We start from the raw sequence: 15,657 nt of genomic DNA, 5'->3' as shown, positions 1-15,657 counted from the left end.
TTCGTATTTAACTGAAGTGATTTAATAAGTAGATTTTTTTGATCATTGATTTTTGTAAAAAAAGGAATAGCCATGAGCCAAAATGCGTATAAAGATGCATTCAAAACCCTGAAAGATTTCAAGATTTCAGATTCTAAAAAAGGCAAATTCTACTCATTGCCAGCACTAGAAAAAAATCTGGGTGTAAAGATTTCGCGCTTACCAATTTCCATCCGTATTGTGCTGGAATCTGTCCTGCGCAATTGTGACGGCAAAAAAGTCACTGACGAACACGTTAAGCAGCTCGCTAACTGGAGCGCTACTGGCGACCGTACTGACGAAATTCCTTTCGTCGTGTCTCGTGTAGTTCTGCAAGACTTTACCGGCGTCCCGTTGCTGGCTGACTTGGCAGCAATGCGTAACGTCGCTGCGAAACAAGGTAAAAATCCAAAAAATATCGAGCCTTTAGTACCAGTTGATTTAGTAGTCGACCACTCTGTTCAAATTGATCATTTCCGTGAAAAGAAAGCCTTGGATCTGAACATGAAATTGGAGTTTCAACGCAATAACGAGCGTTACCAGTTCATGAAATGGGGTATGCAAGCTTTTGATACCTTCGGCGTTGTACCTCCAGGTTTCGGCATCGTCCATCAAGTTAACCTGGAATACTTGGCACGCGGCGTACATAAAGTAAAAGACGCAAAGAAAAATGATATCTACTATCCAGACACACTGGTAGGTACAGATTCACATACAACAATGATCAACGGTATTGGCGTCGTTGGATGGGGTGTGGGCGGCATTGAAGCTGAAGCGGGCATGCTTGGCCAGCCAGTTTATTTCCTGACGCCAGACGTAGTTGGCGTCAACCTGACAGGCGCGTTGCGTGAAGGTTGCACCGCAACCGATTTGGTATTAACTATTACAGAATTGCTACGTAAAGCAAAAGTTGTAGGCAAGTTTGTTGAGTTCTTTGGCGAAGGTACACGCACATTATCTCTGACAGACCGTGCAACTATCGCCAACATGGCACCAGAATATGGCGCGACAATGGGTTTCTTCCCTGTTGATGAAGCAACGATTGATTACTTTAAAGGTACTGGTCGTACTAAAGCTGAGATCGATGCATTTGAAGGCTATTTCAAAGCCCAGAAAATGTTCGGCATTCCTAAAGCTGGTGACATTGATTACACAACGGAAGTATCGTTGGCACTGGACACCGTTGCACCATCTTTGGCAGGTCCAAAACGTCCGCAAGATCGGATTGAAATCGGTAACGTCAAATCAACCTTCGCTGATTTGTTTGCTAAACCAACCTCAGAGAACGGCTTCAATAAAAAAGCTGAAGATCTGGATGCGGTATACACCAATGCAGACGGCGTTAAAGTAAAAAACGGCGATATCCTGATTGCCGCAATTACGTCTTGCACAAATACCTCCAACCCAAGCGTACTATTGGCAGCTGGTTTGTTAGCTAAGAAAGCTGTCGAAGCTGGCTTGAAAGTTGCTCCACATATTAAAACATCGCTGGCACCAGGATCGCGTGTTGTTACCAAGTATTTGGAAGCCGCGGGTCTGTTGCCATATCTGGAAAAACTCGGCTTCGGCGTAACAGCTTATGGCTGCACGACATGTATTGGTAACGCTGGTGATTTAACACCAGCCATGAACGAAGCCATCGTAGCAAATGATATCGTGGCATCTGCAATTCTCTCCGGCAATCGCAACTTTGAAGCCCGGATTCATCCGAATATTCGCTCCAACTTCTTGGCTTCCCCTCCTTTGGTTGTTGCCTATGCAATCGCAGGCAATATGACCAGAGATTTGATGACTGAACCAGTTGGCCGCGTAAAAGGTAAAGATATTTTCCTTGGCGACATCTGGCCAACCAGTGCAGAAATCCAGAAGTTAATGAAGTTCGCGATGAACTCAAAAACATTCAAAGAGAACTACGCTGACGTCAAAGGTGCACCTGGCAAATTGTGGGAAAACATCAAAGGTGTGGCAGAAGGTCAAGTCTACGACTGGCCAACCTCTACCTACATCGCCGAGCCACCGTTCTTCGCTGACTTTACGATGGAGCCAAAAGCTGCTGCTACTGGTATTACTGGTGCACGTGCATTGGGTGTGTTTGGTGATTCAATTACAACCGATCATATCTCCCCTGCCGGTTCAATCAAAGAATCTAGCCCAGCAGGTATTTGGTTGAAAGCAAATGGCGTACTGAAAGCAGATTTTAATTCCTACGGCTCACGTCGCGGCAACCACGAAATCATGATGCGCGGTACTTTTGCCAACGTGCGTATCAAAAACTTGATGATTCCAGCGAAAGAAGACGGCTCTCGTGTTGAAGGTGGCGAAACGCTGTTCCAGCCAACTGGCGAGCCAATGGCGATCTACGATGCCGCGATGAAATATGTTGCTGAAGGCACGCCAACGATGATCTTCGGTGGCGAAGAGTATGGCACGGGCTCATCCCGCGACTGGGCAGCTAAAGGCACGCAATTACTGGGCGTTAAAGCTGTAATCGCTCGTTCATTCGAGCGTATCCACCGCTCTAATCTGGTCGGCATGGGCGTATTGCCATTGCAGTTCTTGGGTACTGACAGCGTTGATTCTTTGGGTATTACAGGCACAGAATCCTACGACCTGAAAGGTATCGAAGATGACATCAAGCCACAACAGCAAGTGACACTGGTGATTAACCGTGCCAATGGTGACAAACAAGAAGTCAAAGTCTTGTTGCGTATCGATACACCAATTGAAGTTGACTATTACAAGCATGGCGGCATCTTGCCATTTGTATTGCGTCAACTGTTAGCGGCTTAAGGGTTGAGAAACTGATATTCATCACCTTAGTTACCGACTTAGGCCGGTAACTAAGGAGTGAAATGAAAAGAGGGCTGGATCAAAATCCAGCCCTCTTTTTTTGCGTAGTCAAAAATCAAACAAGCTACAATTGGACTAGGGAGTTTCATATACTCCCTATTTTTTATACTAATTATGCCCGATCACCCAAAGAATCATTGGACAACTAAAATATACTAGCCAGCAGTATATTTAAAATAAATACTGAAAATCAATCATTACTCGTCGATTTGCGGTAAAGCAATACTCCGTAATTGAAAGCGGCCGTCATCATTAAACAACCAAGTTTCAATAATTTCTAAGCGTCCATTACGCACCAGATGTGGTAGAGGCTTGGGGAATGGTGCACTGACTCGCAGACTATTCAAAGCAGTCGCCTCTGTCACTTTGTCGTGATTACTGCGCATAATTTCGCTTTTGATCAACTTACCATCTGACGCCAAAATAAATTTTAAAACGATGACAGACCGCAACAACGCTTGCGGCTGCTCTGAATACGATTTATCCGCATTGTGCTTTGTAATATATTGAGCAAGATCGCGTTTGTATCCATTGATCGTAAAAGCAGTCGAAGAACTGGGAGCGGTCACAGGTTTTGGGGCCGCGGCTTTGCCTGCGTCTGGAGTTTGACCACGCGGGGCTGGCTCTTCTAACGAGCGCGTAGCACAGCCGGTCAATACAAATACAACGAGCATGACCAGTTTTGATTTTTTCATCATGGATACGCCTTTCCAGCAGAATTTACGTCTTTTAAATAATTGAGAAAAGCTGAGTGCTATAAAGCAGACATCGCTTGCGCAATATCAGCAATTAAGTCATCGGCGTCTTCCAATCCAATATTAAAACGCACCAGCACACCTTGATTTGGCCATGTCGTCCGCATCTGCTGAATACGATAGGGTACGCATAAACTATTCGCACCGCCCCAGCTAAAGCCAATTTTAAACAGCTTCAAGGCATCGACAAAGCGGTCCGTTTGCTGCTCGGTATAAGCGCTATCAAATAACACAGAAAACAAACCGCCAGCACCACTAAAATCGCGCTTCCAAATATGATGTCCGGGACAGTCTGGCAAAGCTGGATGCAAAACCTTATCGATCTCCGGACGAGTTGATAACCAAGTCGCGACTTTACGGGCGCTGGCATCATGCGCATCAAAACGTAATTTCAAGCTAGGCAAATTACGCAATATCAGATAGGCATCATCCATACCGACGCCAAAACCCAAACGCATATGGGCTGATTGCAGACGTTGATTCAATAATTTGTCTTTGGTAATAACAGCACCCATCAAGACATCAGAACCGCCACTTTGATATTTGGTTAATGCCTGCATAACAATATCCACACCATGCGCAAAGGCGGGGAAAGCCAATCCACCAGACCAGGTATTATCTAGCGCCACCACCACACCTTGCGCATGCGCTGCGGCACAAATGGCTGGGATGTCTGGCACTTCCATCGATACAGAACCCGGCGCTTCGGTCCAAATCAACTTGGTATTTGACTTGATTAGTGCCGCAATACCAGCGCCAATGAGCGGATCGTAGTAACGTACACTCAACCCAAAACTACTTGCCAGCCAATCACCTAATTCACGATTGGGATTGTAGACATTATCTGGAATCAAAACGTCGTCACCGCTTTGCAACAAAGCCAGATCGATCAGCGTAATTGCAGCCAAGCCACTAGGTGCCAGCAAACAATGGTCGCCCTGCTCTATCTCAGCTAATCGCGCCTCTAAAGTAAAACTTGTGGGCGTTCCATGCAGACCATATGTATAGGCTGATTTATCTTGCCAACTGCGAGCACGCATTGCAGCAACATCTTTAAATAACACCGTAGAAGCGTGATGAATCGCCGTAGGAAAAGCCGCAAATCCATCTGGTGCTACATAATCAGAATGAATTAATGTCGTGTTTGTACCTGGGATTGTCATCATGAACGCTCGCGGAAATTTAGATAGAAGCGCCCAGAGATTAATATAAACTCTGACGCGATGTTGAACCTATTGTTACAGATCACGCGATTACTTGGAAGCACAGCAAGAGACAATTTTATAAGTCCGTTATCTGAGGCTCAGTGCTGGGCAATGCAAATTTTAATATTCTGAGCAGACAGGAAAGCCAGCTTTGACTAGGAATTATTGTGCAGTCTTCAAATGCAACGGAGATGCTCTCTTAGATTTACCAGCCTTACTTACTGCTGGCGGCATTAATTCGAGAATAAAATCTTTGATAGTCTTACCGTCATCGGACTGCCATTTGCCACGCAGAATTTTGCCCTCTAACTTACCATCCCATTGACCAGAAACGTCGACACCATCTTCAGATTCTTCCATAGTCAAGGTGGTCCCATTGACCTCGCCGGCCAACAAGATTTTATTGCCTTTATTTCTGTTTCCACCAAAGACAATGTAGTCACCTTCGACACTGTCAATATCTTCTAGCTTAGGCTGTAGGCGCATTTCAACAACATCTTCTCCCAACTTACCACGCCATCTTTGTGCTTCTTTAAAAATGGACGTGGTAACTCGTGTAGCTGCCGCGTTGGTGACCGTATTAGCAACGTCTTGCTGCGCGTGAACAACAGAGACTGATAAAAACAGCGGCACAAACACTAAGGCTAGGGATAAAGTTCTAAATTGAATATGCAGAGCCGGCATAGATTTAAATCGCCTCGCCCCACAAATCGTGAGCATCAGCTGCCGTGAGTTTGACATCGACAAAGTCACCTACTTTAAGTTTGCGATGTGGCTCGAATGGCGGTTTTACATAGACTACACCATCGATCTCTGGCGCATCTGCAGAGGAACGTCCCACACCACCACTACGATCAAGAGAGTCAATCAACACGCGAATCGTTTTACCAACTTTCGCTTGCAGACGTTTTTTGGAGATACCTTCTTGTAATTCCATGACGCGACGACGACGATCTTCACGGATATTTTCTGGAACTGGATTCGCCAGTTCATTCGCAGTAGCGCCGTCTACGGGCGAATAGGCAAAGCAGCCTAAGCGATCAATCTCAACTTCTTTTAAGAAATCTAACAGGTATTCAAACTCTTCTTCAGTTTCGCCAGGAAAACCGGCGATGAAAGTTGAACGTATTGTAATTTCAGGACACATTGCGCGCCATGCTTTAATCCGCTCAATATTTTTTTCACCGCTAGCCGGGCGCTTCATGCGTTTTAGCACGTCTGGATGGGCATGCTGTAATGGCACATCAAGATACGGTAAAACATGTCCGTTGTTCATGAAGGGAATAATTTGATCAACATGCGGATAAGGATAAACATAATGCAAACGTACCCAGGCATCATATTGTTTTGCCAAATCACCCAATGCCTCGACTAACTGTGTCATATGGGTTTTGACTGGTTTGCCATTCCAAAAACCAGTACGAAATTTCACGTCTACCCCGTAAGCACTGGTATCTTGTGAAATAACGAGTAATTCTTTTACTCCGGCTATGAACAGATTTTCTGCCTCCAGCATAATGTCGGCAATCGGACGAGATACCAGATCACCACGCATGGATGGAATAATGCAGAAACTGCAACGATGATTGCAGCCTTCAGAAATTTTGAGATAAGCGTAATGCTTAGGTGTCAGTTTAACACCTTGAGCCGGTACCAAATCAATAAAAGGTTCGTGTGGTTTAGGCAAATGCAAATGGACAGCATCCATCACTTCACCCAAGGCATGTGGCCCCGTCACCGCCAATACTTTGGGATGGATAGACATAATCATGTCGTTACCATTGGCGTCTTTTTTGGCCCCTAAGCAACCTGTGACGATAACTTTGCCATTTTCGGCCAGTGCCTCGCCAATTGCATCCAGAGACTCTTGAACTGCGGCATCAATAAAACCGCAGGTGTTTACGATCACCAGATCGGCGCCATCATAAGATTTAGCGGTATCGTAACCTTCGGCACGCAATTGCGTTAGGATTTGTTCGGAATCAACCAGCGCTTTTGGGCAGCCAAGAGAGACGAAACCGACCTTAGGATTAATTGCTGAAGGTTTGGCGGAAGTGATAAGAGTATCTGTGGACATAATAAAAAGAGGTACAAAGGAGGGTAGGAACAGGTCATTACTGACCCATTCCCCCCTAAGAACCGTGCTTGCGACTTTCATCGCACACGGCTCAAGCCTACTATAAAAGTTCCCTAGAAAGGAAACGCTATATTACAAAGCAACCCATAAGGGAGCCGGCTTTACTACTTTCAAACTCTTGCTATGCACTTGGGCATGACAGTTTGGGTGCAATAATACGCGATTTCCTAGTGCATCAGAACCTCCATGCACACGATATTCTATGTGATGGTCATGCCAGCCTGTCGCTTTGGTCATCTTGCATTTGCACACAGCACAAAGTCCCCCCTGATCAATGTACATACGAATAAATTGCTTTTTGTGACGCATATTTTCCAACATGCGTTCCTGTTGCAACTGCTCGCCATACATCTCCCATTCGGGATCAAAAGGGTTATACGCCCCTTTAATTTTCTTATGCCGCTTAATTACTGTACCTGACAACTGGTACAGTTCTATCAAGTCTTTACTGCCTTCATCGCTTACTACAGGAACCGCAAACACCCAATTTCGTTCGCCTATGGTATGGAAATATTTCTTCCTAATCCATCCAGTATTCTTCTTCGGATGTCTCCGTTTAGACCACTGCCATAATGCGTCAAAAATTAAATGTTCCATTCGGCTATACGTCATTTTGGCTACTACAGGACTGTGATATTGCGCCCAGCCTCGTAATATCGGATTCAACAAATAAATTAAGTCCATTTGTTTTATCGTCTTATGTTTGTTGATGATTTCCTTTACCTTGCGATAAAACGTTTGCACGTTTTTCTTACTTGGTTTGATGAGTAGTTTCTCCTGATATTTACGGAAATTCCACCCCAGAAAATCAAAGCCTTGATCCATGTGAACAATGCGCGTCTTTTCCTCCGATAGTTGTAGTCCCCGAACTGCAAGAAAATTTTCTACCCAAGGCTTGATCTCATTTTCCAGTATCTCTTTCGAGCTACCTGTAATAACAAAATCATCCGCATATCGAACTACATTTACTTTCAGCCTGAGAGCTTTCGTCGCACCAAACTTCATACCTAAGTATTCAATCAAGCCAGACTCAAGTCCATTCAACGTTACATTCGCCAATGTTGGAGAGATAATTCCTCCTTGCGGCGTACCAGCTTCTGTCTCCTGAAACTGACTTTGATAAATCAAGCCAGACTTTAACCATTTATGAAGAACCGACTTATCCATAGGAACATTGTCGCTCAACCATTCATGGTTAATGTTATCAAAACAGCCTGCTATATCTGCTTCCAATATCCATTGTGCCGAAGCCTTACTGGACAAAGAAACAAACAATTGGGACATCGCATCTGCAGTCGAACGATTACTTCTAAACCCATAAGAATTCGGGTCGCTCGTCGATTCAGATACAGGTTCCAATGCTAACAAGAATAAAGCCTGCATAGCCCGATCTCGCATAGTGGGTATCCCTAAAGGGCGTTTTTTCCCATTCGCTTTCGGTATATAGATTCTTCGCAAAGGCAAAGGTCTATATCCACGCTGCTCCATCCTGCTAACTGCTAACCATTTCTTTTCAGGTGACTCCCACAGCTCACCATCTACACCTGCCGTGCGTTTACCTTGATTTTCAGTAACACGCTTCACCGCCAATAACTTTGCGGATAACGTGCGGGTCAACATCCGTTGCAGGGCTTTCACCTTGCGCCATTTGCCTTCCCGTGTTGCCTTCGCAATTCGTATCTGCATCCCTTTCACGTTCCGTTCAACTTGTCGCCAACTTACAGCGTGCCAGTCTTGCGGTACATGAGAAAGCGCAGACACATCCGTATGGATATGCACTTTCATGCTGCTTTCCTCCTTGTAAATTGAAATTAGAACTTCAATTTCCCAAGTGAAAACTCATAACGCTCCTTGTGGGAGCGTCCATAGCTCCCACAAGTAAAAATATCCGTTCGGTAAGTACCATATCTTGATACTTACCCTTCATCTCATCCAAGATAAAGGGTTGGTCAGCCGTCTTGCGACGATAGACCAGATAGAAGTCTGCCCGCTTTCACGTGGAATAATGTTTCAATTCCTATCTGAACCATTACAGCCCAGCATTCGCTTTCTCTATCCTCCCATGCCCACACCGCCTACAGTGTTCCTTACGGTTCACCTGCCCGACTACAACAACTTGGGCGACGATTTGGGTTTTCCACGTTCCCTACTTATCACACGACTGGGTTAGGGTCTGTCTTTTCTCCGATGGTCTGATGACGACGTATTTCGAAATTGCAACGAAATATCCGACCATACACCTTTTGGTTAATGCCTAACAGCAGTTTTGGCATTTCAATAGTCACGAAGTTTATCGACAATTCACATATGTTACCCATACCAATCAGCCTAGCCTCTCAACCCCATCACCGCTAGGAGTCTCCATACTTTATCTCACGATAGAAGCACGCCCATTAATGGGGAGATACATTGTCAGGAGAGCTTCACACGCTGCCGTTACCAGCAACGCATGTCTCCTTAGGCTACTGTTAGCCGTATAACAGGTTCACTATTCACCAAACCTTACGGCATGATGAATCGAACAATGACAAATAGAGCTTTTTGTCCCTTTACAACTGAACTCAACATCGATAAATTGATGCTTCCCTTCTTTGACAATATCCAATCAAATGACTTCAAGTACAAACTTAAACCACTTACCTTCTATATCGCCCACAGAATTAAAAACTCTGTGCGCGACTCCGGGTACACTTAAAGTCATCGTCGAAGAGATCGACGGTTATTTCTTGCCTATCATTCATTACCTACAACCGAATGGTCATACAAAGTTACTCGGCTTTATTGTGGACAATGAAAATATTTTGGCAACCGTGGAGTTAGCTGATATTGTTACCGCTTTGGAGGAAATACTAGGTGTTGAGCAATGCATATTGACACCTGAAATACCAAATGGCACAACCATGCATTGATACCCCCCTCCTCTACTTAATCCCGAGTTAAACATGGGATAAAACAGCAGACGCCCTCAAAGGACAAATGAGGACAATTTTATTTAAAAGAGTTATTTCTCTTTACACGGGGACAAGTGTCGTGTCGCACGCAATCCGCTATTGTACCTCTTACTCACCTGGCCACCTCAAAAGTGACTGGTTATCACCATTTAATTGGTGAGTTTATTAAATTTATAGCAATTTACTTTGGCTTACCGTCTGGATTGAAAGGAAATGTGCCGAATATATTCTTAGTTTGATTTTGCATTTGCTCTTGCATTTGTACAAATAAGCTTTTGCTTTGTTCAATATAATTACCCATCATTCCCTGCATCATTGGGCCCTGGACACTCATAAACTGCGCCCACATCTCGGGACTAAACGGTTTCCCTTCATAAACTCCCTTAGAGTTTTCTGTCAGTTTATTCTGGATATCGATAAAAGCTTGGATGTTTTTCTCAAGATACGAACCCATCATGCCTTGCATAGCGTGACCGTAGTAGCGAATAATCTGGGACAAAGCAACACTGGAAAACATGGGCGTGCCACCAGCTTCTGCCTCAAGAATGATTTGCAACAAAATACTCCGGGTTAAATCTTCTCCCGTTTTAGCATCTATTACTGCAAAATCATTATTCTCTAAAACGAACTGTTTTACATCAACCAAAGTAATGTAGCTACTTGTTTGGGTATCATAAAGACGACGATTAGGATATTTTTTGATCAAATGCTGCGTCGATTTTTTTGCACTATTCATTGAAGTCTCAATTAACAAATCGTTAAGCTTTTTGGCAAACGAACGAGGCATTACCCGTCGTTTGCACTTATGCCCAATCTAAGCAAACAAATAATGTATTCATTGCAAGTAATGCAAAACATTAAATTTGTTTGTCACCTATTTTCGATAGTACAACTATTTTTGTTTTAAATGACAATGCCTATCGAAATCAATGATTCCGACAGGCATTATTTCGCCGCAATGCGACAAAAGACAAAAACCAACTAGCCCATATGCAAACCACCGTTAATTGAAAAGTCTGATCCAGTGGCGTAGCCACCTTCGTCAGAAGCAATCCAAGCAACGATAGAAGCAATTTCAGACGGTTCAGCTAAGCGCTTGACTGGAATGCCAGAAACGATCTTCTCCAGTACATCGGGACGTATTGCACGTACCATATCAGTACCTACGTAGCCTGGAGAAACCGTGTTAACCGTCACTCCTTTAGTCGCTACCTCTTGCGCCAATGCCATAGTAAAACCGTGAATACCGGCTTTGGCCGTGGAATAATTTGTCTGACCAAACTGACCTTTTTGGCCATTAACAGAAGAAATATTAATGATGCGCCCCCAACCACGATCGGCCATACCATCAATAATTTGTTTGGTTACGTTGAATAAAGAATTCAGATTGGTATCCATTACAGCATCCCAATCCGCCTTACTCATCTTACGGAATTGACCATCACGCGTAATGCCTGCGTTGTTGACCAGAACATCGACCTCACCGATTTCCGCTTTAACTTTATCAAAAGCTGCTTTAGTAGACTCCCAATCAGACACATTGCCCTCAGAGGCATGAATATCATGACCTTCTGCCCGCATATCAGCTAGCCATTTGTCTTTGCGCTGAGAGTTTGGACCACATCCGGCAACAACGATAAAACCCTCCTGGCATAAGCGCTTGCATATTGGAGTTCCAATTCCACCCATACCACCAGTTACATAAGCTATACGTTTTGACATACTAAATCTCCAATTTTTTTATTTAATCTGCTCTTACTTTGACATATCGCCCAGGTGCAGGCTCTATTGGTTTAAAACTGGCATTTCCTGGCTTTACCGGGGCTTTCACCATCTTGCCGCCGTGCTCACTCAAAAAAATTGCCCACTCTGGCCACCAACTACCAGGATGTTCTCTTGCACCATCAAACCAGGTTTGTGCATCTGATCCGATGTTAGAATTAGTCCAGTAACTTCTCTTCTTTTTCGCTGGAGGATTTACCACTCCGGCAATGTGACCAGACGCCCCCAAAATAAATTGATTACGTGATTTCTTCTTGGGGTTAAGCAAAACGCAGGAAGCGTATGCAGCCTGCCAAGGAACAATATGATCCTCGCGCGAACCATAAATAAAGACAGGCGCATCAATTTTACCGAGATCAATCTTGTTTCCAGCAACCGTCAGTGCATTTGGTTTTTTTAATTTATTTTCCAGATAAGTATTTCTCAGGTACCAGCAAAACATTGGTCCAGGCAAATTAGTGCTATCTGCATTCCAGTACAACAAATCAAACGGAGGTGGACTATCCCCCTTCAAATAATTAGTCTGAACATAATTCCAGACCAAATCATTCGCGCGCAAACTGGAAAAAGTACTCGCCAGATCACGCCCGGGCATCAGACCGCCTTGACCAATCGTTTGTTCACGCATGCTTACCTGCATTTCATCGACAAACACATCCAAAATACCTGTGTCTGAGAAATCCAATAGCGTAGTAAGTAACGTTAGACTACTAACGGGATGCTCTCCACGATCAGCCAAAGCAGCTAACGCTGTGGAAATAATTGTGCCGCCAACACAAAAACCAAAAGCATTAATTTTGTCTTGCTTACTAATTTGTTGAACAGTATGGATCGCCTGAATTGCACCCTCCTCTATGTAATCATTCCAACTAACGGTCGCCAAAGACTCATGCGGATTAGCCCATGAAACAAGGAAAACAGTATGACCCTGCTCTACCGCATAACGCACTACCGAATTCTCTGGTTGTAGATCAAGAATATAAAACTTGTTAATGCAAGGGGGAACCATCAACAATGGGCGTTGATGTACAGTTTTGGTTAATGGACTGTACTGGATCAGTTGAAATAGGCGATTTTCAAAAACCACTGTACCTTCGGATGTAGCAACATTTTTACCAACTTCAAATGCAGATTCATCGGTCTGTGAAATGCGTCCTTTTTGCATATCAGCCAGCATATGCGTAATGCCCTTAGCCAGACTTTCGCCTTTACTTTCTATAATTTTTGTTTGAGCTTCAGGATTAGTAACAAGAAAATTTGCAGGCGACATTGCGTCGGTCATTTGCTGCACCGCAAAACGAATTTTCTGCTTCGTCTTCTCGGGAGCCCGAACTGATTCAGCCATTGCCATCAAAAATCGAGCATTTAGCAAATATGACGCTGCGCTATAAGCATGCATGGCATGATTATGCCAATCGGGGGATGAGAAACGTTTATCGTTAAAATCAGGTACTTTGGAGACAGCAAAATCTTGCCACAACTTGCCAAATTCCTGCATATAATCACTTTGCAGTTTAGACATGGTTGCAGGGTCAATTTTTGCACCAACTTCTTTTAGTGACTCCATCATTGGCATGTGATTGATAGCCTCTGCTGGCTTCATCCAATCCTGCCATTTGTCCTGCTTCATTAGCTGTGACATCCAATTGGAGTACATAGCTTGAGGATCAAAAGTCGTCATGCGTGTCTCCTGTTTTTAACTTGTCGTTATTATGTTATTGCAGTTACGTTGTGACACACTAAAATTTTTCAATGGATGTTTTAGTGCGACTTACAAATTACTTATAAATCTCTAATCTCTTCGGAGTAACTTTAAGGCTTAGCAGTATGTATATTATCGCGATTGCCTGGATCTACGTTGTTTTAATGATGTCAATTACTGAAGCATCAGTTGTTGCAGGAATTATGACGTTTTTAATGTACTGTGTGTTGCCTTTAGGCTTATTTTTATACTTGTGGCTGACGCCAGCAAGAAAAAAACAAAGGGCTACGGACAAAGAACTGATGAAAGCCGCACTAGCCAATAATACGACCGCTGCCAATACAAAAGCAGAGGCCTCCAGCCAAGATGCAGCAGAAAGTTAATTTATTCTGCGATCCAAATGAGGCTTGCCATCCGCCCTGTGATGCCATCCCGCCTGTAAGAATAAAATTGAGCTTTTTCAGTCACGGTACAGCGATCTCCACCATACACTTTGTCCACGCCTTCCTTTACCAAAATATAACGAGCTAGCCCATAAATATCGGCCAAATATTTATCTTGCGTTATTCTTCTTTTAAAAAATTTTTCAGATATTCTGCTACTTAAACGAAAAGCGTCCAGCACGTCTTGCCCCACCTCGAATTCATCAGAGCCAATGGCGGGTCCCATCCATGCGACAATATCTTCAGCGCCAGAATCACGCATTTTAGCTAATGTATTTTGCAATACTCCTGCGGCTAAACCGCGCCATCCAGCATGGGCTGCTGCCACCACTTTGCCTTTCATATCTGCAAACAAAACCGGCAAACAATCCGCCGTTAAAATTCCGCAAACAGTATTTGGTTCTGTAGCAAAAACTGCATCACCGACACTTGTATCAATCAACATTGCCGCATCCAACACAACTGTGCCGTGCACTTGCGATAAAAATCTGACATCTTCAGGTAAAAAACGATTTAGTATCTCGCGGTTCTGGGCAACGACTTTTATATCATCCCCTACATGATCGCCAAGATTATTGCCGCCACCTCCCAATCCATTATCGTAAGGAGCTAAACTAAATCCTCCAGCGCGAGTGGTAGAAAAAGCCTGTACGTTAGCAGGCAAGCCCTCCCAATTCGGATGAATAATAGGAAGGCTCAATAAACTTTCATTTATCTGGCCTGAAAAATTCATAGCAACATAGTAGGTGTAATGCCTGCTTGCAGTAACAAGTCAGAAAAATCATCCGCCAGATTCACTTCCCACTCCACATAGTCATGTGTCATCGGATGAATCAAACCCAGCTTACGAGCTTGTAATGCCTGGCGTGGGAAAAACCGTGCGAGATGCTGTTTGCCATACAGAGTGTCGCCAACCAGAGAAAATCCCAACGATTGCATATGCACACGAATTTGATGCGTACGTCCGGTTTCCAGTTGGCAGGCGACAAGACTGACTGGGAAGCGCTCCAGCATACCTGCAGCTTTCCGTTGGAAATGAGTAATCGCGGGCTTAGCCAACATACTCTCAGATACCGCCATTTTGATTCGATCTCTCGGATGTCTCGCCATTGCGGCATCAATCGTCCCAGTTGGTTTAGGTGTCCCCCAAACCAAAGCATAGTATTCACGACTCACAGTACGGTCTTGCAATTGCCTTACCAGCTCAGTTTGCGCAATCAAAGTCTTGGCGACTACCATCAAACCCGAGGTATCCTTATCAAGCCTATGCACAATGCCTGCACGCGGCACACCTGCCAAAGCAGGAAAGCGATGCAATAAGCCATTAAGCAAAGTACCTGACCAATTACCTGCAGCAGGATGCACGACTAAACCTGCTGGCTTATTGATAATAAGAATGGCATCATCCTCATAAATAATATCCAACGGCATTTCTTCAGGCTTGTAAGCACCTTCATCTGGCGCTGCCTGTGGTTGGATAATAATATGTTCGTCACCTAATACGGTGGTCTTACCGCGTACAATCTGGCCATCCAAACTAACAAAGCCAGCCTCTATCCATTGTTGAATGCGGCTTCTTGAATATTGTGGAACCAGTTTTGATAAAGTCTTGTCCAAGCGTTCGCCACAAACGTCTGGGCTTAATTTGAGTTCAATAACATCGATTTGCGGAGGCAAATCATCGATTTCGTCACCATCTTCAAGCTCGACAAGTCCCTCTTTAAATTGAGGATCTAATAAAATCGCTGCTTCAGTTGGTATCACATTAATTGCCATCGGCTATAATCCGTAAATTGTTCTAATGCACACGCAAA

13 protein-coding genes are annotated in these 15,657 nt (G+C 44.1%); 3 read left to right on the top strand and 10 right to left on the bottom strand.

All coding sequences use genetic code 11. The features are described from left to right. Nucleotides 1-72: 72 nt before the first annotated feature. Complete coding sequence (acnA, locus tag AAKU64_RS08765; RefSeq protein WP_322119005.1) at nucleotides 73-2,808, top strand: aconitate hydratase AcnA; 2,736 nt, start codon at nucleotides 73-75, stop codon at nucleotides 2,806-2,808. Nucleotides 2,809-3,065: 257 nt separating this feature from the next. Here acnA and AAKU64_RS08760 read toward each other — a convergent pair whose 3' ends face one another. The 5 genes from AAKU64_RS08760 to ltrA form a co-directional block, all read right to left on the bottom strand. Continuing rightward, a complete protein-coding gene (locus AAKU64_RS08760; RefSeq protein ID WP_354330905.1) occupies nucleotides 3,066-3,566 on the bottom strand; it encodes a hypothetical protein in 501 nt (166 codons plus the stop codon). Between the two features lie 56 nt (nucleotides 3,567-3,622). Further along, the gene (locus AAKU64_RS08755) at nucleotides 3,623-4,789 is read right to left on the bottom strand and encodes a cystathionine beta-lyase (protein WP_354330907.1); all 1,167 of its coding nucleotides are present in this window, start codon (nucleotides 4,787-4,789) and stop codon (nucleotides 3,623-3,625) included. A 201-nt stretch (nucleotides 4,790-4,990) separates the two neighbouring features. Next, nucleotides 4,991-5,512 carry a hypothetical protein gene (locus AAKU64_RS08750; RefSeq protein ID WP_354330909.1) on the bottom strand — a complete coding sequence of 174 codons (522 nt, stop codon included), beginning with the start codon at nucleotides 5,510-5,512 and terminating at the stop codon, nucleotides 4,991-4,993. A 4-nt stretch (nucleotides 5,513-5,516) separates the two neighbouring features. After that, a complete protein-coding gene (gene rimO, locus AAKU64_RS08745; protein ID WP_354330911.1) occupies nucleotides 5,517-6,905 on the bottom strand; it encodes a 30S ribosomal protein S12 methylthiotransferase RimO in 1,389 nt (462 codons plus the stop codon). A 132-nt stretch (nucleotides 6,906-7,037) separates the two neighbouring features. Beyond that, nucleotides 7,038-8,750: a group II intron reverse transcriptase/maturase gene (gene ltrA / locus AAKU64_RS08740; RefSeq protein ID WP_354330913.1), complete on the bottom strand. Its 1,713-nt coding sequence runs from the start codon at nucleotides 8,748-8,750 to the stop codon at nucleotides 7,038-7,040. 824 nt (nucleotides 8,751-9,574) lie between these two features. On the opposite strand from ltrA, the gene AAKU64_RS08735 reads away from it, so the two are divergent. Next, the gene (locus AAKU64_RS08735) at nucleotides 9,575-9,874 is read left to right on the top strand and encodes a hypothetical protein (RefSeq protein WP_354330915.1); all 300 of its coding nucleotides are present in this window, start codon (nucleotides 9,575-9,577) and stop codon (nucleotides 9,872-9,874) included. 223 nt (nucleotides 9,875-10,097) lie between these two features. Here the strand turns inward: AAKU64_RS08735 and phaR are convergent, their stop codons facing one another. From phaR to phaC, 3 genes are all read right to left on the bottom strand, one after another. After that, nucleotides 10,098-10,652: a polyhydroxyalkanoate synthesis repressor PhaR gene (phaR, locus tag AAKU64_RS08730; protein WP_354330980.1), complete on the bottom strand. Its 555-nt coding sequence runs from the start codon at nucleotides 10,650-10,652 to the stop codon at nucleotides 10,098-10,100. Between the two features lie 245 nt (nucleotides 10,653-10,897). Beyond that, nucleotides 10,898-11,638, bottom strand: a complete 741-nt coding sequence (locus AAKU64_RS08725; protein WP_322119011.1) for a 3-ketoacyl-ACP reductase — start codon at nucleotides 11,636-11,638, stop codon at nucleotides 10,898-10,900. A 22-nt stretch (nucleotides 11,639-11,660) separates the two neighbouring features. After that, complete coding sequence (phaC, locus tag AAKU64_RS08720) at nucleotides 11,661-13,379, bottom strand: class I poly(R)-hydroxyalkanoic acid synthase (protein ID WP_354330918.1); 1,719 nt, start codon at nucleotides 13,377-13,379, stop codon at nucleotides 11,661-11,663. A gap of 146 nt (nucleotides 13,380-13,525) precedes the next feature. Between phaC and AAKU64_RS08715 the strand changes: the two genes are divergently transcribed. Continuing rightward, nucleotides 13,526-13,783: a hypothetical protein gene (locus AAKU64_RS08715; RefSeq protein ID WP_354330920.1), complete on the top strand. Its 258-nt coding sequence runs from the start codon at nucleotides 13,526-13,528 to the stop codon at nucleotides 13,781-13,783. Between the two features lies 1 nt (nucleotide 13,784). Here the strand turns inward: AAKU64_RS08715 and pgeF are convergent, their stop codons facing one another. Together pgeF and AAKU64_RS08705 are read right to left on the bottom strand one after the other, a co-directional pair. Then, on the bottom strand, nucleotides 13,785-14,576 hold the full coding sequence (gene pgeF, locus AAKU64_RS08710; RefSeq protein ID WP_354330922.1) for a peptidoglycan editing factor PgeF: 792 nt from the start codon (nucleotides 14,574-14,576) through the stop codon (nucleotides 13,785-13,787). Beyond that, the gene (locus AAKU64_RS08705) at nucleotides 14,573-15,619 is read right to left on the bottom strand and encodes an RluA family pseudouridine synthase (RefSeq protein ID WP_354362015.1); all 1,047 of its coding nucleotides are present in this window, start codon (nucleotides 15,617-15,619) and stop codon (nucleotides 14,573-14,575) included. Before AAKU64_RS08705 ends, pgeF begins: the two co-directional genes overlap by 4 nt. Between the last annotated feature and the right edge of the window lie 38 nt (nucleotides 15,620-15,657).

Source organism: Undibacterium sp. GrIS 1.8 (assembly GCF_040544445.1).
In the GTDB taxonomy this organism is placed as follows: domain Bacteria; phylum Pseudomonadota; class Gammaproteobacteria; order Burkholderiales; family Burkholderiaceae_D; genus Undibacterium.
The sequence above is the reverse complement of the archived record's forward strand: the minus strand, read 5'-3'. Positions and strand labels throughout refer to the sequence as shown.